12 protein-coding genes are annotated in these 22946 nt (G+C 47.6%); 9 read left to right on the forward strand and 3 right to left on the reverse strand.

Features of this window, described 5'->3' with window-relative positions:
* Positions 1 to 24 precede the first annotated feature (24 nt).
* Positions 25 to 420 carry a helix-turn-helix domain-containing protein gene (locus ABD843_RS03745; RefSeq protein ID WP_345078715.1) on the reverse strand — a complete coding sequence of 132 codons (396 nt, stop codon included), beginning with the start codon at positions 418 to 420 and terminating at the stop codon, positions 25 to 27.
* A 112-nt stretch (positions 421 to 532) separates the two neighbouring features.
* On the opposite strand from ABD843_RS03745, the gene ABD843_RS03750 reads away from it, so the two are divergent.
* The 3 genes from ABD843_RS03750 (at position 533) to ABD843_RS03760 (ending at position 2284) form a co-directional block, all read left to right on the forward strand.
* A complete protein-coding gene (locus tag ABD843_RS03750) occupies positions 533 to 952 on the forward strand; it encodes a hypothetical protein (protein ID WP_345078717.1) in 420 nt (139 codons plus the stop codon).
* 12 nt (positions 953 to 964) lie between these two features.
* Positions 965 to 1516, forward strand: a complete 552-nt coding sequence (locus ABD843_RS03755) for a hypothetical protein (RefSeq protein WP_345078720.1) — start codon at positions 965 to 967, stop codon at positions 1514 to 1516.
* A gap of 126 nt (positions 1517 to 1642) precedes the next feature.
* Complete coding sequence (locus tag ABD843_RS03760; RefSeq protein WP_345078723.1) at positions 1643 to 2284, forward strand: response regulator; 642 nt, start codon at positions 1643 to 1645, stop codon at positions 2282 to 2284.
* Between the two features lie 3075 nt (positions 2285 to 5359).
* Here ABD843_RS03760 and ABD843_RS03765 read toward each other — a convergent pair.
* Both ABD843_RS03765 and ABD843_RS03770 read right to left on the reverse strand, forming a co-directional pair.
* The gene (locus ABD843_RS03765; RefSeq protein WP_345078726.1) at positions 5360 to 5893 is read right to left on the reverse strand and encodes a hypothetical protein; all 534 of its coding nucleotides are present in this window, start codon (positions 5891 to 5893) and stop codon (positions 5360 to 5362) included.
* Positions 5894 to 6907: 1014 nt separating this feature from the next.
* Positions 6908 to 7315 (reverse strand): hypothetical protein, encoded by a 408-nt coding sequence (locus ABD843_RS03770; RefSeq protein ID WP_345078729.1) that lies wholly within the window; start codon positions 7313 to 7315, stop codon positions 6908 to 6910.
* A 169-nt stretch (positions 7316 to 7484) separates the two neighbouring features.
* On the opposite strand from ABD843_RS03770, the gene ABD843_RS03775 reads away from it, so the two are divergent.
* The 6 genes from ABD843_RS03775 to ABD843_RS03800 all read left to right on the forward strand — a co-directional run bounded on the left by ABD843_RS03775 (position 7485) and on the right by ABD843_RS03800 (position 22647).
* Positions 7485 to 14168, forward strand: a complete 6684-nt coding sequence (locus ABD843_RS03775) for a PKD domain-containing protein (RefSeq protein WP_345078732.1) — start codon at positions 7485 to 7487, stop codon at positions 14166 to 14168.
* A gap of 1198 nt (positions 14169 to 15366) precedes the next feature.
* Positions 15367 to 16410 (forward strand): PKD domain-containing protein, encoded by a 1044-nt coding sequence (locus ABD843_RS03780; RefSeq protein WP_345078735.1) that lies wholly within the window; start codon positions 15367 to 15369, stop codon positions 16408 to 16410.
* Entirely contained in the window at positions 16410 to 16937 is a 528-nt protein-coding gene (locus tag ABD843_RS03785) for a T9SS type A sorting domain-containing protein (RefSeq protein ID WP_345078738.1), read from the forward strand. Before ABD843_RS03780 ends, ABD843_RS03785 begins: the two co-directional genes overlap by 1 nt.
* Before the next feature lie 1224 nt (positions 16938 to 18161).
* Entirely contained in the window at positions 18162 to 19187 is a 1026-nt protein-coding gene (locus ABD843_RS03790) for a PKD domain-containing protein (protein ID WP_345078741.1), read from the forward strand.
* A gap of 57 nt (positions 19188 to 19244) precedes the next feature.
* Positions 19245 to 19730: a hypothetical protein gene (locus tag ABD843_RS03795; RefSeq protein WP_345078744.1), complete on the forward strand. Its 486-nt coding sequence runs from the start codon at positions 19245 to 19247 to the stop codon at positions 19728 to 19730.
* A gap of 1 nt (position 19731) precedes the next feature.
* A complete protein-coding gene (locus tag ABD843_RS03800) occupies positions 19732 to 22647 on the forward strand; it encodes a DEAD/DEAH box helicase family protein (RefSeq protein WP_345078746.1) in 2916 nt (971 codons plus the stop codon).
* Positions 22648 to 22946: the final 299 nt, after the last annotated feature.

Here is a 22946-nt window from a genome sequence, read left to right on the forward strand (position 1 = left end):
CTTTTCCCATACCGGGCGCTTATGCTATCCGCCCAGCTCCCTGATCCTTTCTTCGAGCTTCCTCACCTTTTCCCGCTCGTTCTCGAGCAACCGCTCGTACAGCTCGGTGATCCTGTCAACCGGGCTAAGCTGGTAGTATATGACGGCGTTCACGGAACTGTCATGATTGTTATGGATGTTGTTCATGTGGTTGATGACAGCATCCTCGTTGAAGTTCCTTATTGCCTCCACCGTCACTTCGAGAGCCGAAGCGATCTCGGCCAACCTCGCGTCGTCGATCTCCTCGCTTTGCTCGATGCGCGACACGGTCTGCTGGCTTACGCCCAGCTTCAATGCCAATGTGTCCTGCTTCATGCCGCGAAGCTCGCGGATGCGCACGATCTTTCTGCCAATGTGTTGCTTGATTTCCGGATGCGACATATGAGAAAAGCTGTATGGGTAAAATACTCGGTAAAACGGGTAAAGTACAACGTCAAAAACTTTCAGCGCATAAAACTAATGAATTATTTCGCCCCTCACAAAATCGTCCCTAATGAGAAACAAAGCACTTTATGCGCAACTGGTGGTAATGTTGTGCTTTCTCCTGTCCCCTGTTTACGCCCGAGGCGGCTTTTGGGTAAAGCGGCAGCAAACGCAGCATGTCGCGTCTTCCACCGAAACATATCCTGCTATCCGGCCGCCTTTCACAATGAGGGCATATCCGGAAAAGAAGGAAAGCGGCTTTTACGCCTATTTCTCGGCTGCCTGCGGCACGGTGGGATTGCTATTCCTTTCCCCTCAGTTCACCCTTGCCTTGCTGGTCCTAGGCATCGCGGCAGAGATATCCGGCAAAATGGGGCTGAAGCGCTACCGGCACAAGGCCGGCCTGCGGGCGCTCTGTTACGCGGGCATCGCTCTGGGGTTCGTCCTGTTGCTGTTCGCCATTGTTCCTATCGCATTTCTGGCCTTTTAAAACGTCCGCGCTATGAAACTAGAATTCGCCTTTACAGTGGCGCTCATCGCATCCATGGATGTAGCCAACGCGCAGTGCAAGCTCCATACAAAGACCGATGACTTCGACGGCTCGGTCACATCGTGGACCGACCAAGTAAGGATAGCCAGCGACGGAATGCCTGGGATCCTCAAGGGGCCGGGATATGTTGAGTGCTCGTTCAAGATATTTGTCAATCTCGTATCTGCCAAGGGCAAGGTCGTGCTTGCCATTACGGAGCGGTCGAAGCTCTGTGACTGTGCCACAACGGCCTTGCTTTTGAAGTTCGCGGACGGAAAGGTATTGACGAAGGAGAGCCCCCGCTCGGGACAGAGCAAGACCATATCCGCGTGGGAGACGGAGCAATACAGCTATTTCGTTCTCACTAAAGACGAACTGGCCTTGCTGGCCTCTCAAAAAATTGTGAAGTTCAGGCTGAAGGCCTCCGGCTGCAGCGAACATCCTGTCATAGAGGACGAGATGAGTAAGCGGGACGCCGAAAAGATACAGGAGAGTGCCAACTGCATTTTGCAGCTTAAAAATTAACAGAGAGACGATATTTCAATGCGGGTTAGTATCGATCATGCGGTTACGATTTACGGGGACATTCTTTTGGATTAAATTTCTATTTTTAGATAGAAAATTAAATGACAAGTATAAACCCTACTAAATATGATGAACTACGTTGTTAAGGTCGCGATAGCCGACGACCATCCCCTTATCAGGAAAGGGATTGCCGATCTTATTACAGAGCATTCCCCTAGGTTCAAGGTTGTTGCTCAAGCCGGTAACGGTAAAGAACTGATGGACCAATTGCAGGAATCGGAAGTGCCGGACATATGCATCCTTGACATTCAGATGCCCGTGCTGAATGGGTACGATACTATTTCCGCCCTGAAAGGTTTATATCCCCAAATGAAATATCTCATTCTTACGTTCTCAGAACAAGAATTCAGCATGATAAGGATGATAAGGAATGGAGCGAATGGTTACTTGTTGAAAAGTTGTGATCCAGAGGAAATATTGACAGCTGTATCCGCTATTCATCAACATGGCTACTATTATTCAGAAATGGTTGGTGAAAATGTATTCTACAAGGCACTTCATTTCAAGAAAAAAGAAGATCTCACATCAAAAGAAGTTGATATTCTGTCATTGCTTTGCTACGACCTTACATACGAACAAATAGCAGGTAAATTGTTTATAAGCCTACATACTTTACATGACCATGTTAAAGCGATAAGCAAAAAACTGAAGATAAAAAACAGAGCCGGGCTGGTGCTATTTGCATCTCAAACGGGTTTAATTATGTAGTCCTATCACCTTCCCCATCCATATGCTCCGCTTATCAGTTTCAAAATACACTAGTATTAGGGATTGACTGTCTTTTCATGGATAAATAGTTTTGTTATTGACATAGTAGCCCCGTCAAAAATTGATGGGTGCCTTTACTGACCTCCATATTCTTATGGATGTACGCTTTTATTCCTTTTTGTTTCAAAAAAATACAATGAAAAGAACTGTTATCCCTTGTTACCAACGGTGGGTGTTTGTTTCTCTGCTTGCGCTTCTATTTGCAAGTTGCAATGAGAGCTTATTTGCACAAGACACGACATTTAGCTCTGATCCGATACGTCACATTACTCCCGGGGGAATACTTGACACGGTCATAGACAGAATAGGTACAAAATATCATTTGAAAACTCTGGCGGTCAACGATACGTTAAGGGGGGAAGATGACACTTTAGTGGTAAATAGCGTGGCGAGCTGCAGTTCCGGATACTTTCATATATATATGGAACCAGGGTGCGGTATGGAAGATGATGGGAACGGCGTACACTTAGCAAGGCGGAACGTGCTTTGTCGTGTATTAAATGACCTCTCATATTTCATTCATTCCCCCCTTTCTGGGAATGGTATGAAAATAAATATTTGGGTTCGCAACCCCGCCAACGTGCCTGCCGTTTCCGGAAAGCAGGCATTTGCAACTTCCTTTTACCTATTTCCCTCAACGGTACATGGAGGCGGTCTAATCGACAACACAATTTACAACACAATTAAGAACGGAAATGACGCATATCAAAACACATTACTATCGCCTTACTCAAGCTATTCTTTTTTCCATGGAATAATAGCGTTCGATTTTAGTGCATATTCTTGGAACACTAACATGGGCAGTACCCCAATGCCTGATGAATATGACGAATATTCTATAGCACTAAGGGAGATGATGCATGGGCTCGGCATTGTCAGTGAAATAGACGTCGACGGTTCTTCTATTCTGGGTAGGAATTATTATTCACGGTATGACAAGTTTTTAAGGACCCACACCGGAGTTCCACTTATAACTAATTCTGGTTCGTGCGATTTGTATAACTATTCCTTTAATCCGGCATTGTCAGCGACCAGTGTGCTCGAGCCATATTCTTCAACTTGCGTGAGTGATAGCTCAATTTGTGACACGGCCCTCCAATACTTGGGTAGCGTTACAATTCCTGTATATACGCCGAATTGTTTCGAAAAAGGGTACAGCCTGAGCAACTTCGAGGACCAATGCATCGGCATCCCTGACCCGGCAAATAATAACCTGTATTTCGTAACAAGCAATACGACCAATATAGGAAATATGAAACGATATCCTCAACAGGAGGAACGTTCTGTTCTTTCAGATCTAGGATACATCGTTGATACTGTCTATGGGGACACATCAATACTCAATCACCATACTTATAGCGGAACTATTGCCACCAATACTGATGTCGTTGGGGTGATGGATGGGTTATTTGGAGGGTACTTTGTGTACGCTTCAGCCACAAATTCCACCATCCAGATAAACGGAGCCAGCTTGGCCTCGGGCATACCCGGACTACTTGACAACGATATCAATGCGGACAGTTTTCAGTGTCTGGAAGTACTTAGTGGTAATGGAACTTTCAATGTAAATTCAGGAACTTTCAATACGGATGTGTTCTATACTCAAGACTCATCCGATGTGGGATTGGTTTTAATACGGTACGTTCCGGTGAACTCTACATCAGGCAAAGAAGGAGGACCGACTTTGGCATATCTTATTATCACTCATAATCCTGCTTGTCCCTCGACAAATTGTGAATTGGTAGAGAACGGCAGTTTTATAGGCACCAATTGTGGAAGTATTTCTGCAGCGGTTGTTGCATATGTTACACCCTTTGGTAGTCCACAACCTCCTTCGGCAACAATTTGTAACTGGAGCCAATGGGCAAATACACCTGATGCTTATGCTGCTGGTGGAACATACAGTTTTACCAATACATGGCAGGCATCTGTTCCTTTTACACAAAATGGTGCTGGTGGAACAATTCCTGCATCGCCTAATGGAGGAAGATTTGTTGGCTTATGGGGAGGCCGCATTAATTGTGCCGGTATCGGTTATGCCGGAGAAGGATTGTATACACAATTGGCCGCCCCATTGATAAGAGGCGGTAGGTATAGACTAAGTTATTGGGCACTCGTTGGTAATGACCCAGGAAATTATTCACCGCCACCGTTCTGGGATAATAGCCCGATACCTGTGCAGTTTTATGTAAGTGCTAATACATTTTTCCCCTCTGCCGGACTTACAGGGGGAGGTTGTCAAGGCTCACGTGGCTATTCGCAAGCAAATTTTCTGGCTGCACTACCACCTGGTACAACAACTCTTACAGGCGGGTCTGGCGACCCGGCCTTTACGGCGAGCCAACTTGTAACGGCCAATAGCAATATTTGGCAGAATATTTCTGTAGATTTCACCTATACAGGCCCTGCAGCCATAAGTGCAGCTCAGCCTCAAAGCTTGGCATTGATCAATGCAAGTTTTATTCCTACTGCTTCGCGACCGGCGGCAGCGCCTTGGGGGCATGCTACTTTTTTCAATAACTACTTATTTATTGATGGAGTGAGTATAACCCCAATTTTGGAGGACCATGATACAACTGTGTGTTTAGGTGGAAATGTTCCTCTTTTCGCCAACAAACTCGTAATGGCAACAGGGTTCACTCCTCCGACTCAGAACTTCACATGGAGTCCTTCAACGGGCCTGTCGGCAACCACTGGGCCCGTCGTCATATTTACGCCTGGTTCCACAGGAACTGCCAATTATTACGTTACAGAAGATTTTTATAATTGCACGACCAATATTTCCGTCGATGTTCTTTCCCTTTCCACACCCATAACTGGATCCCTTTTTGCATGCATTGGGGTGGCAAGCGTCCTGAACAATGCGACGACCGGAGGGACATGGACCAGCAGCAACCCGTCTGTTGCGACAATAAGCAGTGGTAGCGGCGTGGTAATAGGTGTAGCAGAAGGAACTGCTGTTATCACCTATTCCCTTGCATCTAATTGCTATGTCACAGCTATCGTCACTGTCAATCAAGTCCCAGGGCCTATCACAGGCACAATGTCCTTTTGCGAGGGAAGCACAAGCTCCCTTTCCTGTACACCTTCGGGAGGCACATGGAGTAGTAGTAACACCGGTGTAGCTACTATCAATGCGTCTACTGGCGTTGCTACAGGAGTAGGAGCCGGAACTGCCAGGATCACATATAGTAGGTTTGGCTGCATCAGTACTGCTATAGTTACAGTAATTGCAGCTCCTGCGACAATAACTGGCACTCTATCGGTATGTATAGGGGCGACCACAACGTTGTCTTCTGCTACTACAGGAGGTACATGGACCAGTAGTGCCACGTCTATCGCAACGGTTGGGTCAAGTACCGGCATTGTCACTGCCGTTTCTGTAGGAACAAGTCTGATCTCGTATACACAAACATCAACAGGGTGCTCAAGAGTAACAACAGTGACAGTACATCCTTTGCCTGATATTTCCAGTACACTTATTTGTGTGGGAACAACGACCACTCTGACCGCAATTCCAACCGGAGGAACATGGGTCAGTAGCAACACATCGGTCGTTTCTATAGGAAGCGCCAGCGGAATTGCGAACGGAGTTTCCGCAGGCACCTCAACAATTACCTATACGACAAGTGCCGGTTGTGTAAGTACTATCACATTCACCGTTAATCCCTTACCTGCGCCTATAGGTGCGGAAGTCCTTTTTTCTACACCACCGGTCTCACTTCCTGTACCGATCGTTATGTGTACAGGTTCAGGGGTATTAGTGACGAATGATAGTGCCGGAGGAACATGGAGTGGGACCGAGGGCATATTTGTTACTCCTGACCCACCTGGTGCTCAGATAGGCGGCTGGCCGGGTACCGCAACGGTAACGTACACACTTCCAACAGGTTGTTATCGTACAGTTGGAGTGACAATTCTTCCTATTCCGTCTGGCATAGTTGGGGATAGTATATTTTGTGTTGGCACAACCGACACAATGACCGTAACGGGAGTATCTTCCAGTTTAGGAATGTGGAGTAGTAGTAATGTGGGCGTAGCATCTATTGGTTCCTCAACAGGAATTCTTACCGCAGTATCTTCCGGAACTGCCCGAATCACATTTACACTAACAACTCCTGGATGTAATGCCTCCGTTACAAAGGTCGTTACTGTTCATGCTATGCCGGCAACGATAACAGGGCCGTCTCAGGTTTGCCTGGGCGAGAGCATAACTTTGAGCAATAGCGTGCCTGGCGGTGTTTGGACAAGTGCAATACCTTCTATAGCTACAGTCGGCTCAACCGGAGTGGTAACTGGGATCGCTGGGGGCATATCTTTCATTCAGTACACGATCGGTAATCTCTGTTATGTATATCACACTGTTACGGTGAACCTGCCACCATCAGGCATTTCTGGTCCAGTAATATGTACAGGAGCATGCACAGTGTTATCGGGGACACCATCTGGAGGAACATGGTCGAGCAGCTCCCCATCTATAGGGACGATAGCATCAGCAACCGGAGTTATATGTGGCATATCTTCAGGAACGATGTCTATAACGTACACACTAAGTACTGGTTGTCATTTGAGTAGTGTTGTAACGGTAAATGAATCACCCGATGAAATTACAGGACCATTAAGCATATGTATTGGCGCAACGACTGCATTGAGCAACGCTACAGCAGGTGGAACGTGGAGCAGCAGTACACCTGCTGTCGGAACTATAAGCGTTGATGGAGTTGTTTCAGGCATATCGGCAGGTACTACTTCGATCACATATACTTCAGGCAATGGTTGCATCGCGCTCGCTATCGTCACTGTACATCCGATCCCCATAATATCAGGTGACCTGACCCTATGTACTGGGTATTCTAATTTATTAAGTACTTCGGTATCTGGAGGGACTTGGTCGAGCAGTGATCCAGCTGTCGCGTCAGTTGCTACATCAATAGGGTTCACTTCTGGACATACGACCGGTACCGCTACCATTACTTACACATCTCCTGCCGGATGCGTAACCAGTACTGTTGTGACCGTTTATGCATCGCCGTCTCCTATTGTAGGTGACCTTAGTATTTGCCGATATGAGAGCACAAGTTTATCAAGCTCGTCGGGAGGGACATGGAGCAGTAGCACACTTACTGTCGGTACGATCGATTTGAGTGGCGTTGTAACAGCCATAAACGCAGGTACAACAGTGATCAGCTACACGATGCCTGGCGATTGTATCGCCACCGCTGTTATTACCGTGAATCCCGTAGCTGTATTGACCGGCGATACGGTGATATGTACAGGAGACACTGTGCTATTCAGTACAGATGTTCCTGGCGGCATATGGACTAGCAGTTCACCCTCTGTTGCAACGGTCGGCTCATCTTCAGGCGTAGCAATAGGCATTGCTGAAGGTACTACGACGATCACTTATGTGACCGACAGTGGGTGCACTACTACTATTAATGTGACCATTAACGAGACCCCTGCTTCGATAGGCGGGGCTTTGGAGGTTTGCGAGGGAAATTCGACATGGCTTACCGAGAGCACCAGTGGCGGCACATGGGTCAGCAGCACTCCTAGCGTGGGCACAATAAGTGCTGAGGGAGAAGTGACAGGTATCTCTGCAGGCACGACTATCATTTCATATGTGGTCGCGTCCGGTTGCTATGCGTCAGCAGTGTTTACTGTACATCCGCTTCCGGTACCCATAGATGGCGTGGCAGAAGTGTGCGTGTCGGATTCGACCCTGTTAGTAAGTCTTACGGTTCCGGCCGTGGGGACATGGTCAAGCTCGGACGTCTCCATAGCAACAGTAGGCTCGTCAAGTGGAATGGTAATTGGAGTATCGCCGGGCACTGCCGTCATAAGTTACGTTTTGCCTACGGGATGCCTTGATACCATTTGGGTAACGGTCAAGCCGACGCCATCGCCTATTTTCGGCAGCTACAATGCCTGCGCCGACCTAGGCACCATCTTATACGATACAACGGCCGGTGGTGTATGGAGCGGTGGAGCGGTAGGCGTTGCCGTACTTTCTGAGGTCACCCCCGGCGTCATATTAACAGGCTGGTCTTATGGTACCGCTACCTTTACATACACCATGCCTTCTACCGGCTGTTATGTCACCGCTACCGTCACAGTAAATCCTTTGCCTGACATTACGGGGGAAACGCTTATTTGTGTTGGTTCTACTGATACGTTGTTCGGGTCTCAGGATGGCGTGCCTATCGCTGGTACCTGGACAAGCGCAGACCCATCGGTCGTCACTATAGACCCGGTCACAGGGGTTATTTACGGAGCAAGTGCAGGGTCTGCTCAGATCACGTTCACATCAGCCGCCACAAATTGCTATCAGCTTACTACTGTGCAAGTGTTCACGGTTCCGGGACCTATAACCGGTACGGCACAGGTCTGCATTGGAGATACGACCAGGCTGTACTGTACGCCTCCGGGTGTATGGGTGACAACCATAACAAGCCCAATGGTTGCTATTTGCAATGATTCCGGGGTCGTTAGAGGCTTGTCGGGAGGTACAACGACCATTTATTACATGAATGAGGTCTGCTACAGCACCATAGTAGTAACGGTTGGACCTGTTGTAGGCGCCATCACCGCCGTTGCCGATACCATTTGTGCCGGAGACTCGACCCTGATGACCCATCTTACCCCTGATGGGGTATGGTCGAGCAGCGACGAAAGTATCGCCATGATAACGGTGTTGTCAAGCACTAGTATCACCGTTCATGGAGTGTCCCCCGGTACCGCAATTATAAGCTATACGGTCACAGATACATGTGGCATAACTACGGTAGTTCATCCTATTGTCATACTTGGTGTGCCCGAGGTGGAAACCATAGCCGGTAGTTTAGGCGTCTGCAGCGGATATACCACCACGCTTATCGGTTCCCCTCCGGGAGGCACATGGACAAGCAGCAGCCCGGCCATAGCGTCAGTAGATCCTTTCTCGGGGGCAGTGACCGGTATCGCCTCCGGGTCTGTGACCATTTACTATACCGATACCAATGCCTGCGGGTCTACCACGGTCACCACTAATGTAGTGGTGAATATGGAGCCATATATTACTACCAATTTCGTCGCGGCATGCCAAACGCTGACCCCAGACGGAGATTCTCCATCGCCTCATATCCCTTTGGGTGGTTGCTTCAAGGTATGTGAGAACACAATGGTCCGGTACTATGCGAACGGTGTTGCCGGGAGCGCATATACATGGCAAGTGTATGGCGGTACTATCTCGGCGGACTATCACGACAGTATAGATGTATATTGGCCCACCGCAGGGGTAACGGGTACAGTAGTACTCCACGACTCTTTTCACCATTGCATCGATTCCGCTACCTTATGCGTGCAGGTCATAAAGAAGCCATCTGCATCCTTTTTATATTTGTCGAACGAGCTTTGTAGGGGCGGTACAGCTGTTCTTACGGACAATTCTATGGCCGACCCGTCGTCACCTATCGTCTACTGGCACTGGAATTTTGGAGATGGTGGCGGAGCGTCCACCACAGCGCCAGGGGCGTCCGTAGAACATACATATACTGCAACAGGTACTTATACCATCACCCTCACGGTCAAGAACCAGTGCAACTGCATAGACTCGATACGAGACGTCTTCACGGTCACCGAAGGTGAGTCCCCTGAAATTAAGTGTCCTTCCTTTGTTTGCGATAGTGAATACGCTACATATACTACCAGTTCCGCATGCGCCAATAATATTTGGCTGGTAAATGGAGGAACCCTGTTTTTCGATACTTCATTGGCCATTGATTACAATACGATACCTGATCTGGGCTCATTCGTTATCGGGGCGTTGTCGTCCATAAAAGTACGATGGGACAACGCGGCACCTAGTGGAGAGGGTACGGTGACACTAGTGGCCGATTGTGGAGGATGTGGTTCGCCCACTACCGTAAAAGTGCCCGTAATACTACAGGATGCGCCCATAGCAGGACCTGACACCATTTGTGCCGGCACCCAGACCTATTATTCTCTGCCATTGTGGCCAGCGACAAGCTATGAATGGGGCGTACTAGGTGCGCCTGGCGCAATATCATCCCTAACATGCAGGGAAGATCATAAAGTGGTGGTCAACTTCTCAACCCCAGGAACATACACGATACACGGCAGATACCAGAACAAAATAAAGCTATGCGGAGGCAATGTATTTAAGACCATAGTCGTCCTGCCTCCTTCGGCTATAGTAGGCCCTGGCAGAGGATGCACCGGGGTGATAGATACATATCGAATTTCCGGAGGTTATTCGGGTGACTGGAGCTTGATCGGTCTGTCCAATTCTGTGGTAGCGACCGTTACTGGTAGTTCCACATTTGCCTATAACTTCCTAATACCTGGCACATACCTGCTTAAAGCAAAAGGCGACTTTTGTGCTGATCCGTTGACAATAATTGTGCGGGAGGCCCCGGTTGCGGTGGATAGCGTGGTTGGACCAGATACCATATGCCTCGGAAGGTCTTACACATACACTGCCGGAGGGAACTTGCCCGGCTATATTTTCAGTTGGGAGGCCGTAGGGGGCATGCTGACGCCGCCTACGGGATCTGCAGAGGTCACTGTCGAATGGCATAGTACAGGCCCTAAGCAGCTCAAGGTGCGCCGGGTAAGTACCGACCCTGAGTTCTGCCCCGGCCCCGAAACCGTGATAGATATAACGCATGAGACGATGCCGGTGGATATTACCGGCGATACAGGCCCATGCCCCAATAGCTATCGGGACTATTCTTGTGGCTATTACAGGGGAGAGGTATACGACTGGGCCGTATATCCAAATACCGTCGGCAGTGTGGCGGCGGGCATGCACGGACCCGTTGCCCATATATTGTGGAACAACGTAGCACCTACCACTACGGCATCCGTGGTGGTGACAGTACGCAAGTGCGATAGTGTGCGTACCGACACCCTGGCCATCACGATAGCGGGTGGACTGCCCATAGCATACACTTCTGTAGTTAGCGATACGATATGTTCGGGAGATACCGTGCATTTTACTGCCACATCGGGAGGTGCTGTTTATAGATTCGAATTCGGCGATAACTCTCATGTGGTCACCTCGTCCAATACAGCATCCCACTTGTACCCCGAGAACCATACGTCTTCTATAGACTGGTTCGTTGCAACGGTAAAATCCAGCGGCGGTTGCGCGCCTACCGGTTTCGATACTGTGAATATATTTATCTTGCCGGTGCCCGATGTTCACCTAGATAGTATCGAGTCATTCCGTGTCTGTGCGCCATATTATCATGAAGATGTGTCTGCGATAGTTACCCACAATTTGCCCATCACTTCTTATACATGGATAACGACATATGGCAATGGATACGCTTTGAACGATTCTACCTACCGTGTCACGAACCCCGACACGATACAGTTAATGGTGACCGCAAGTAATGGGTGCTCGGGATATTCCGAACGCATACCTTTCGGCAACCTTTGTGGCGGTGGTGGTGAGTACATCGAACCATGTAATGTGAGTGCCACATATACCGTTTCCTGCAGCCAGGTAACGCTTTCAGCTACCAGTTCCGGCGGCGTTTGGCGTGCCTATGAGCACCCGTTCGAGCCTACAGGAGGCACCACCGCTGTTGCCACCGTTACCAGGGCGGGAATATACAGGTTCTCCTACGATGAAGCAGGCACCGATTGCGGTGCATTCAAAGAAGTGAAGGTACATGTGGTACCCAACTTCGACTGGGGTATGCGGTGCGAGCCCGCTGGTAACGTAAGGGTCTTCCTCCGCAACCGTACCTCCATGTTGCCGGGCTATAGCCTTAGCGGCTACCAGTGGTATGCAGGTACGCCGGGTACGCTTATTTCTACGGCCGTAGAGACCTTCACGGTAGTACCGGCTGGTACAACGTTCAATGTCAGGCTGGTGGTCACAGGCTCCATATCTGGTGGTACCCCCTTCAGTTGCGATGTCACATACACCATTGAAGTGCCTGTCCTTCCCGACCCGGCCTTTACCATCACATCTACACCTATGTGCGAGAAGCTCCCCATATCCTTTACGCCTGCCATATCTGGCTCGGGTACATCACATTATTGGGATTTTGACGATGGAGCTACATTGTTACTCGCTGATGCCAAGAGGGAATTTACTTGGGCAAGTCCCTCCAATCCAAACATACGAGCAGTAAAGCACATAATAACTGATGCCATTGGTTGTAAAGACAGCGCTACATATACTGTAGATGTACACCAAAATGTGATGAGTGGCAATTTGGGTCAAGATACAACTATATGTTCGGGAACTGCACCATATACATTGGTATATGCACCAGCCATAGGAACCCCAATACCTATATCATATCTATGGTCCACAGGAGAGACCACAGCTACTAAGGATGTCTACTCATCAGGAGCTTATTGGGTCACAGTAACGGGGGTGTATCAATGTTCTGCTACTATGCCAAAGGATAGTGCTGCAAATGTACGCGTGATACAAACACCCGCTGCCGTTATACGCGGCCCTCGCCACTACTGCGCCGGGCAGGAGATAGTGCTGAATGGCTATGCAGGCAAGGCCCAGGAATACCAATGGTATATAGACGGGACACCTGTAAGCCCGGATCCCGTATTGCATTGGACATCCGGTGTCGATACGCTAGCCGTGCAGCTGGTGATACGCACATACGATTCCGTTACCGGCCGCTATTGCACCGATGCCTCGCCTATAGATACCATACGCATATACTCCTTGCCCGATTCCCCGGCCATTACCGGCCCCACGGTGCTCGACTGTGATCTTTATCATTTACAGTTGGGCGCCGCAGCTCCCGTATCCGGCCTGTACAACTGGGTAGGCCATCCCGCAGGGCCTGTAGTAGATATATACCAGGGCGGCCCTTACCGTGTATGGTTCACCGACCTTCGTGGCTGCACCAGTACCGGGCGCAAATATGTGCCGCTCGACCCTGCCACATACCAGCCCTACTTCCCCGATGGCTGCTACGAGATATGCCGCGATCAGACACCGCTGACGCTGTATGGCCCGCCTTGCGTATCATTCGACGCCTGGAGGTGGGGGACTTCCACCTCTTCGGTCAGTGGTGGCCCCGGCGAAATGGATCCGCTGGATATCTCCACAAGCGAGAACTATTATTGGAGACTGAACAATGGCCTGTGTAGAAAGATCATTGGGTATATGGACCTAAGCATTAGCGACTGCAAGAACTGCCCTGATGCCGAGCTTACTGCCTCGCTGATATGCGAGCCCGACAGCCCGGCCAGCTATTCGGTAAGCGTTGGTTTCACTACCTCTGCCCCCGGCATGACATATGTATTAGGTACCGATATCGGCCCTATCACTCCGTTCACGGGTACTATTGCCGGCACCGGCCCTCAATCCCCAGCCACACTTACGTTCACCACTATGGAGAGCGCACCATTGCCCGATAGTGTCACCATACAGCTTATACTATCTTCGGCCGATGGGGAAAGATGTTACTATGCCATCACTATTCCACTAGATACCTGTAGCTGGATAGCAGAGCGGCATGGTGGTGGTATGGTACGCCACACCTCCCTCCCCTCGGGGAAGGGTCGGGGAGGGGCTTCTTCTGCACTCCTTGTATTTCCCAACCCGGCCTCGGGCGATGTGGCCATACAGTACGATTATGGCACTACAATGGGTGGATATAAGATGCTAACTGTGTTCGACATGCTGGGCCGCAAGATGGGCCAGACCGTACCTGAAGGCCAACAGGGCAAATGGACCCTCGATGCCACCGGCTGGGTACCGGGCATGTATGTGGTGCGTATGGAAGGCGATGGCCGAACGCTGCATACCCAAAGGCTAACGATAACACACTAGAAACTTTGTTTTATGCCAATACCGCAGATATATTAGCGGTATTGGCATATTTTTTGCTGAATTTATATAAATTGCAACTATGAGACGTTATTTAACACTACCTATCCTGTTCTTTTTTCTCTTCTGTACTTCATTGACTTTTGCTCAAACATATAAATGGGTAAAGGGTGGGGGGACAAATCAAAGTTTGACTCCTCCTTCACAATCTGAGGCTACTTATTTCATGTGTACAGATCCTAATGGTAATATATATTCTTTAAATGTGGTGGGAATAAATGCAGTGGTCGCTGACACATTTCACTGGCCAGGTGGTATAGGAAGCTCTCAAAATATATTGTTCACCAGTCATGATTGCAATGGACAAATGCGTTTCGCTAAGTTGATAACAGGTACAGGTAATACACCTCATGGGGTCGTAGCAGATAATGCAGGGCATGTGTATATAGCGTTCGAATCTTCTCACAGCAGTACGAACCCTCTTAGGATACGATACGATACGACCATACCATTGAATTGGTACAACCAGGAAGCTCTAGCTCAATATGATACAAGTGGTGATCTGAAATGGATCAGGTTTATTGGAGCAGATGCGTATTCGACGTATGTAGGTACAGGCGGGCGACTTAATTATCTTGCATTGGATGCATCGCAGAACCCACATTTAATTGCTGCCACAAGGTATGGAGTTATTTTGAGCCCAACGGTTACAAGCCATACAGGATTTTATGATCATTTTTTCGATGTATGGGGGGGGCTGGTCAGTGTGAAGAGATTAGATATTGATTCTTCCCTTTTTGTGCATGGGCTTACCATAGACCAGCAAAGCAATAAGATGTATGCTTATGGATTGCGCGATTTTTATGGTTTTCCAGATAGTTCGCGATATGATTTTATAGTAGGTTTGGATACTAACAGGAACAGAATATGGATAGATACTCTTACTAACCCTGTGATACCAATTTCAAAAGCATTTGGAGCGATAATTACTGATGGGCATGGACACATATATACTACGGTCGTAGCGTCAGGTAAGGTAGTATATCGAGGAGACACGGCTTACAATACTCTATCAACAACATCCTATATATCAGTAGTAATGAAAATGGATACTGCTGGCAATCCTTTATGGATGCGCACATATAGTGGTTCATTAAGTGTGAACAATCAAATAGGGTTGATACTTTGGGGTAATAATAAATTGGCCGCTTGTGGTGTAATGGCCGGAACGGTAGCAAGTGGAAGCAATACTATAAGTATCTATTCCGGCGAAGGACAGAATGCATATTTTACTATCCTTGATACTGCAGGTTATGTGCATGAACTGCAACAAATACATGGGATCGGCTTTTACGATTTTGCAAATAAGATAGCAGCAGGCAAGAACGGCAACCTCTACATAGGCGGCAAGGTAGAGAACAACATATGGGGCGGCAGCGTTGCGCCTTATACCTCGGTTGGCGGCGACAGCGATTACTTCATCATGAAGTATGGCGTAGATTGCGGCTGTACGGTCATGCCCGTGGCCAACTACACCCATGCCGGAACGGACCTCGTGAAGAACTTCACCTATACCGGCACTTCCGGCGTGGACAGCGTCCGCTGGTCCTTCGGAGACGGCGGCACCAGCACCAGCCTCGCTCCCTCGCACACTTACAGCATGGCGGGCACCTACACCGTGTGCGTTCGGGTCTACAGCCCTTGCGGCAACGACATGCGCTGCTACGAAGTACCGGTGAGCTGTACCGTATCGCCCGATGCCCACTACATAGATACCGGCAACGCGGTACACGGCTTCATCTACACCGGCACTACGGGCACTTATTACGACAGCGTCCGCTGGGACTTCGGCGACGGCGCCCACGACACAGGCATCCATGTCATACACACCTACCCTGTAGTAACAGATACCTTCCATGTATGCGTGAAGGTCTACACCCGCTGCGGCACGGACACCTTCTGCAAGGATGTGATAGTTACCGCGCCATCGGTATCGAGCCTTGTGCAGGAGCCTATCAACATAAAGATCTTCCCTAATCCTGCCACGAACAGCCTCTACATCTCGGGGCACACGGGCAGGACCGACTATCGCCTGCTGAATGTAGTGGGTGTTGCAGTGCAGCAGGGTACGCTTTCCGCAGGCACGGCCGTTGTGCAACTATCAGACCTGCCACCCGGCCATTACCTGCTGGAACTGAATGGTGACAACGGGACAAGGAAGGTGGTGAGGGTGATACGGGAGTGATGGCATCTTATATAGGTCCCATCACGCCCTTCACCGGTACTGTGCCTGTTGCCGGGCCCGTTACCTTGTCGCTCGCATTCACCACTATGGAAAGCGACCCGCTGCCCGACAGCGTGACTGTGCAGTTGATAGGGTCTACCGCTGATGGGGCCAGGTGTTACTATGCCCTACGCATACCGCTGGATACCTGTAGCTGGATAGCAGAACGGCATGGTGGTGGTATGGTACGCCACACCGCCCTCCCCTCGGGCGAGGGTCGTGGAGGGGCTTCTTCTGCGCTGCTTGTATTCCCCAACCCGGCATCGGGAGACGTGACCATACAGTACGATTATGGCACTGCAACAGGTGGGTATAAGATGCTAACTGTGTTCGACATGCTGGGCCGAAAAATGGGCCAGACCGTACCTGAAGGCCAACAGGGCAAATGGAGCCTTGATGCCACCGGTTGGGTGCCGGGCATGTATGTGGTGCGTATGGAAGGCGGTGGCCGAACGCTGCATACCCAAAGGCTAACAATAACACACTAGAACTCCTGTTTATGCCAATACCGCAGATATATTAGCGGTATTGGCATATTTTTTGCTGAATTTATATAAATTGCAACTATGAGACGTTATTTAACACTACCTATCTTATTTTTTGTCACTGTTTTATTTACCTACCCGGCATTCTCACAAACATATAAGTGGGTGCGCGGTGGAGCTACAAACCAAAGTTTTGCATCATACAACTTCCAAGAAGAGTTACTTTCCATGTGTACCGACCCTAACGGGAACGTGTATGCACTAAGCATAATTGGTAACAGTGCGATAATTGCAGATACATTCAACCGCCCTACTGGTGCGTTTGGCAATCCTAGAAATATTCTTTTCACTAGCCATGACTGTAACGGGCAAATGCGATTTGCGAAGCTGATAACCGGTACCGGCAATATACCTCATGGGGTCGTAGCAGATAATGCAGGGCATGTATATATAGCATTTGATGGATCGCATAGTAGCACTAGTCCATTACGTTTAGGATATGACACAACCATAGCCGGTTTTTCAAATAATAGAGAAACAATAGTTCAGTATGATACTACTGGAAATTTGAACTGGTTGAGGTTTATAGGTGCTGATCTTCCATCAACACGCACTGGCACTGGCGGCTCTCTTAACTACCTTGCCTTGGATGCATCGCAGAACCCGCATTTTATAGCAGCGACTGATCACGGTGTTGTATTGACCCCTTCTTTGACAAGTCATACTGGTTTCTATGATCATCATTTTGATGTTGTAGGTGGGCTAGTTAGCGTGAAAAAACTAGACGTTGATTCTTCCCTCTTCGTGCATGGACTTACGATAGATCAGCAAAGCAATAAGCTATATGCATATGGAGAAAGAGATTTTTACGGGTTCCCAGATAGTTCTCGTTATACGTTCATTGCTGGATTAGATGTCGACAGGAATAGAATATGGATAGATACTATTGGCAACCCCGTAATACTTACTGCCAAAGGATTTGGAGCAATTGCAACAGATGGATATGGTCACATTTATACGACAGTAGTTGCTTCGGGTAAAGTGATATATCGGGGGGATACCGCTTACAATTCCTTATCAACAATTCCATACAATATTTCGGTGGTGATGAAAATGGATACCGCAGGAGATCCTTTGTGGATGCGTACCTATAGCGGGTCGTTGAGTATAAATAACCAGATCGGGTTGACGCTTTTGGGTAGTAATAAATTAGCCGCATGCGGCGTTATGACAGGTGTCGTTGATTGTGGCTCTGAAGCGATAAGCATTTATCCAGGAGAGGGACAAAGTGCCTATTTCACTATTTTAGATACTGCGGGTTATGTTCACGAGCTACAGCAGATACATGGGGTCGGCTTTTACGACAGGGCAAATAAGATAGTAGCAGGCAAGAACAGCAACCTTTACATAGGCGGCAAGATAGAGAACAACATATGGGGCGGCAGCCTCTCGCCTTATACCTCCGTTGGTGGCGACAGCGATTACTTCATCATGAAGTACGGCGTCGATTGCGGCTGCACGGCCATGCCGGTCGCAAACTATTCCTTTGCCGGAACAGACCTCATAAAGAACTTCACCTATACCGGCACTTCCGGCGTGGACAGCGTCCGTTGGTCCTTCGGCGACGGCGGCACCAGCACCAGCCTGGCTCCCTCGCACACCTACAGCATGGCTGGCACCTACACCGTATGCGTTCGGGTCTACAGCCCGTGCGGCAACGACATGCGCTGCTACGAGGTGCCGGTAAGCTGCTCCGTATCGCCCGATGCCCACTACATAGATACCGGCAACGCGGTGCACGGCTTCATCTATACCGGCACTATGGGCGTGTATTACGACAGTGTCCGCTGGGATTTCGGCGACGGCGCCTATGACACAGGCACCCATGTCATACACACATACCCTGTAGTAACGGACACCTTCCATGTATGCGTAAAGGTCTACACCCGCTGCGGCACGGACACCTTCTGCAAGGATGTGATAGTTACCGCGCCATCGGTATCCAGCCTTTTGCAGGAGCCTATCAACATAAAGGTATTCCCAAACCCCACCACGAACAGCCTCTACATATCGGGGCACACGGGCAGGACCGACTATCGCCTGCTGAATGTAGTGGGTATCGCGGTACAGCAGGGTACGCTTTCCGCAGGCACGGCCGTTGTGCAACTGTCAGACCTGCCACCCGGCCATTACCTGCTGGAACTGAATGGTGACAACGGGACAAGGAAGGTGGTGAGGGTGATACGGGAGTGATGGCATCGGAATTTCGCTTATGATATTTCCGAAGCAATTCTGCAATATCAGGGAGACGTGGATGTTTTGGTCATTCCGCCTGACCTGCTAGATAAGCTTACCCACAAAAAAGGATGGGAGAAAATGATAAAGGACGGCAGCATTCGCTTTTCGTCCCTTCAGCATTTAACTATTAAGAAAGTTGCCGTATCAAAAGGATTACAAGCAGGAGAAGAAGCCATTACAGTCACGCTTGACAATTACATATTACTTAGTCCAGATAACATCCCGCTTGACAGTAAAGACAAGGACAGACTAAAAGAGATCATTGCAAAAGATCCACTTGCTTTGATAGAATACTGGAGTGTTGACCCTGATTATGATGGTGAGATATTCCGCAGTACATGGCAAGATTACCGTGAGAATACAGCAAATGACAGTGACCCCTACCACTGTGTACGCACCGCTACATTAAACTTACCTGTAAAAAAAGGAAGAGTAGTATGTGTAAAAGCTGTTGACGTATTTGGATTTGAAAGTGTAGTTATCGAAAAACTCAATTAACATGAACGCAGTAAATATAGGCACCAGAGATATACCATTAAAGTTAGCACAGGCTATAACAAAACTCGCCCAACATTCATTCGAAAATGGTGAAATGTTATCGAAAGTAACACCTGTTACCGCCGACTTATTAAAGTTTTGGTTCTTGCCCCCTTATACAGATAATAGGCATATCAACTTTCATGAAGGGCAACGGCAAAGCATCATAAATACGATTTACCTCCACGAGATTGTAGGCATTAGAACTGTTAAAGATGTGTATCTGCATTCATCACCGGATCTACTTGCCGAAATGCATGCTACTGAGTTAGCAAAAGAAAAGTATAATATACCCAAGTATGCAATGAAAATGGCTACCGGTACCGGTAAGACATGGGTAATGCATAGCCTCCTGATATGGCAACTATTAAATGCCCGGTACGAGTCGGAGAGGACGGGCAAATTCACGAGCAATTTTCTTTTAGTTGCACCCGGTTTGATTGTTTATGAACGCCTACTTGATGCCTACTTAGGTAAAGAGAATGAAGCCAAGGAGCGGATATTCGAGGATAGTGACTTCTATAAATATCAGTCGCTATTTATTCCGCCCGCCTATAAAGAAGATGTGTTTGGTTTTATACAGACGAACGTTGCTAAAAAAGAGGAAATAGGCAGTAAAGTAACAGGAGGTGGACTGATAGCGATCACCAACTGGCACTTATTTATGGGCGATGATGTAGAAGACGAGAGTAGCACTTTAGACGATACAGAAAGCGTAGTAAAAGACCTTTTACCTATAAGACCAGGAACATCCGGAGGTAACGATCTGGGCACATTAGATAATAAGTATTTGCGCGGTGCTGAACTTGATTACTTAGCTAGTTTAGAGAGTATTATGGTGGTAAATGATGAAGCTCACCATATACATGAGAATAAGAGTTACGGAGAAGCAGAAGAAGTAGAATGGCAAAAAGGGCTGAACAAAGTTGCAGAAAAGAAAGGCTCTAGCTTTATTCAAGTTGATTTCTCCGCCACACCATATGATGTGACTGGCAGTGGACAAACACGAACCAAGCACTACTTCCCTCACATAATTTCCGATTTCGACCTTGCAACAGCTATCAGGAAAGGGCTGGTAAAGACGATTGCTATAGATAAGCGTAAAGAAATTGCAGATCTGGGCGAGCTGGATTATTCAGCTATTCGTGATGAAAACAAAAAGGTACTAGGCTTAAGCGAAGGACAAAAACTAATGCTTCGGGCAGGGATGCGAAAACTCAATATTCTTGAAGAACATTTTACAAGCTTTACAAAAGATAGCGCGGGTAACAGCAATAAATATCCCAAAATGCTTGTAGTATGTGAGGATACGAACGTTAGTCCATTCGTTGAAGAATTTTTAGTTTCGGAGGGTCTATCAAATGATGATATAACAAGAGTTGATAGCAACAGGTCTGGAGAAATACCTAAAGCAGAATGGCAGATTGTCAAGCAAAAATTATTCAACATCGATAAATATGCACAGCCTAGAGTAATTGTGTCTGTTCTCATGTTGAGAGAAGGTTTTGATGTGTCAAACATATGTGTAATAGTGCCGTTACGAGCAAGCAACGCGCCAATATTACTAGAGCAAACAATCGGTCGTGGTCTGCGGCTTATGTGGCGTGAAGAAGTATTTAAGGATATTAAAGCCGAGAGCCGGAAAAATCTATTAGAACTTAAGCGTGAGCCAACCACGTATCTCGACCTGCTAACCATTATAGAGCATCCGGCCTTTGTTCAGTTCTACGATGACTTACTTGCGGAAGGGTTGGTTGGTGAAGTGGATAATGATCCTGATAATAGCCAAGGTGTAATGGGCGACCTGATAACAGTAGGATTAAAGGCATCTTATCAAGATTATGACTTGTTCTGGCCTGTCATCGTCCATGAAGCGGAAGAAATACTTGATGGTCGGATGGTAAATTCTAGCGAGCTACAACCGTTTACAGCTTTTGACATAAGTGACTTGCAGAAATTTCTTGCAGTAGAAGGTGAGCAGTTTTACAGTGAAGAAATGACAGTCAAGACGCGTTTTGGTGACTACATGGTCAACGCTGCACTTTTCACCTCAGAGAGTTATAACGAACATTTGCAAAAGCTACTGCATACTATAACCAATCGTTATGCGCGTGTAGGAAAACGAACCGTAAAATTACCAATGCTGCAGGTGGGCGAAAGACAGATAATTGCATTAGCTGACGAGTACATAAAGACTAACTTGTTTGGTCAGCCTTTTGATCCATTTGCGGGTGCTAACTGGAAAATCCTACTGGCTAAAAACGGATTAGTTACCAATCATCTTGTGCAACAACTGGCAAAATGCATTTACGAAATGCAAAGCGTTTCTTCAGTAGACGAGCCCCTTGTTGAAAAATATTGGCTTTCGTCAGTGCCTGAATTAAAAATGAGAGAACGTTATGCATTGGACATAACTAAGACGATCTATGAACGGCTGGCTTATCCATCTAATAAAGGGCTGTTTGAAAAAGCTTTTATGCTATTTACTGATCGCGATAGTGAAGTAGAGAGCTTTATAAAAATAAATGAGCATCTACATTCATTTGCGGCGATAGCTTATATACGTAATGATGGGCTGCTGTCAGTTTATCACCCGGACTTTATTGTAAAAACAGCTAAAAAGATTTACATCATAGAAACAAAAGGTAATGATAAGATCAATGATGACAACGTGCGCCAGAAACAGCTATCGACTGTAGAATGGTGTACTAAGACAAATCGGCTGCCCTTAATGGACCGAATGGACAGACAATGGGAATATGTCCTTTTGAGTGAAAACCATTTTTACGGTTATTCAGAAAATGGTGCGTCACTAATTGAAATATGTGAATTGGCAAAAGTGTCTGAAACAGCTATAAAAGGGCAGCTTTTTGCCTAGCGCATGAAGTTAAGCTATACAACATTAATTTCATTTAAAAAACGGGAAAAACACCGTGGTATATGTTAAACGAATAAAGTATCTTGTTCAAAATGAAAAAGCCCCCGTTAATAGTCGAGGGCAACTAAATGTTTTCACAACGGAATAATCCTTACTGTGATTTGCTTTCATCGTAAAGATAGTGAAAGTAAATCACAACCTACCAATCAGGCTAGCCATAAAATTGACAATATGTAAAAAAATAATAGACAGAGCATGGGAATTGCACCACATATTAATAGAGTGAAAATCTATTTTCC

Source organism: Nemorincola caseinilytica (assembly GCF_039540515.1).
Taxonomy (GTDB): domain Bacteria; phylum Bacteroidota; class Bacteroidia; order Chitinophagales; family Chitinophagaceae; genus Nemorincola; species Nemorincola caseinilytica.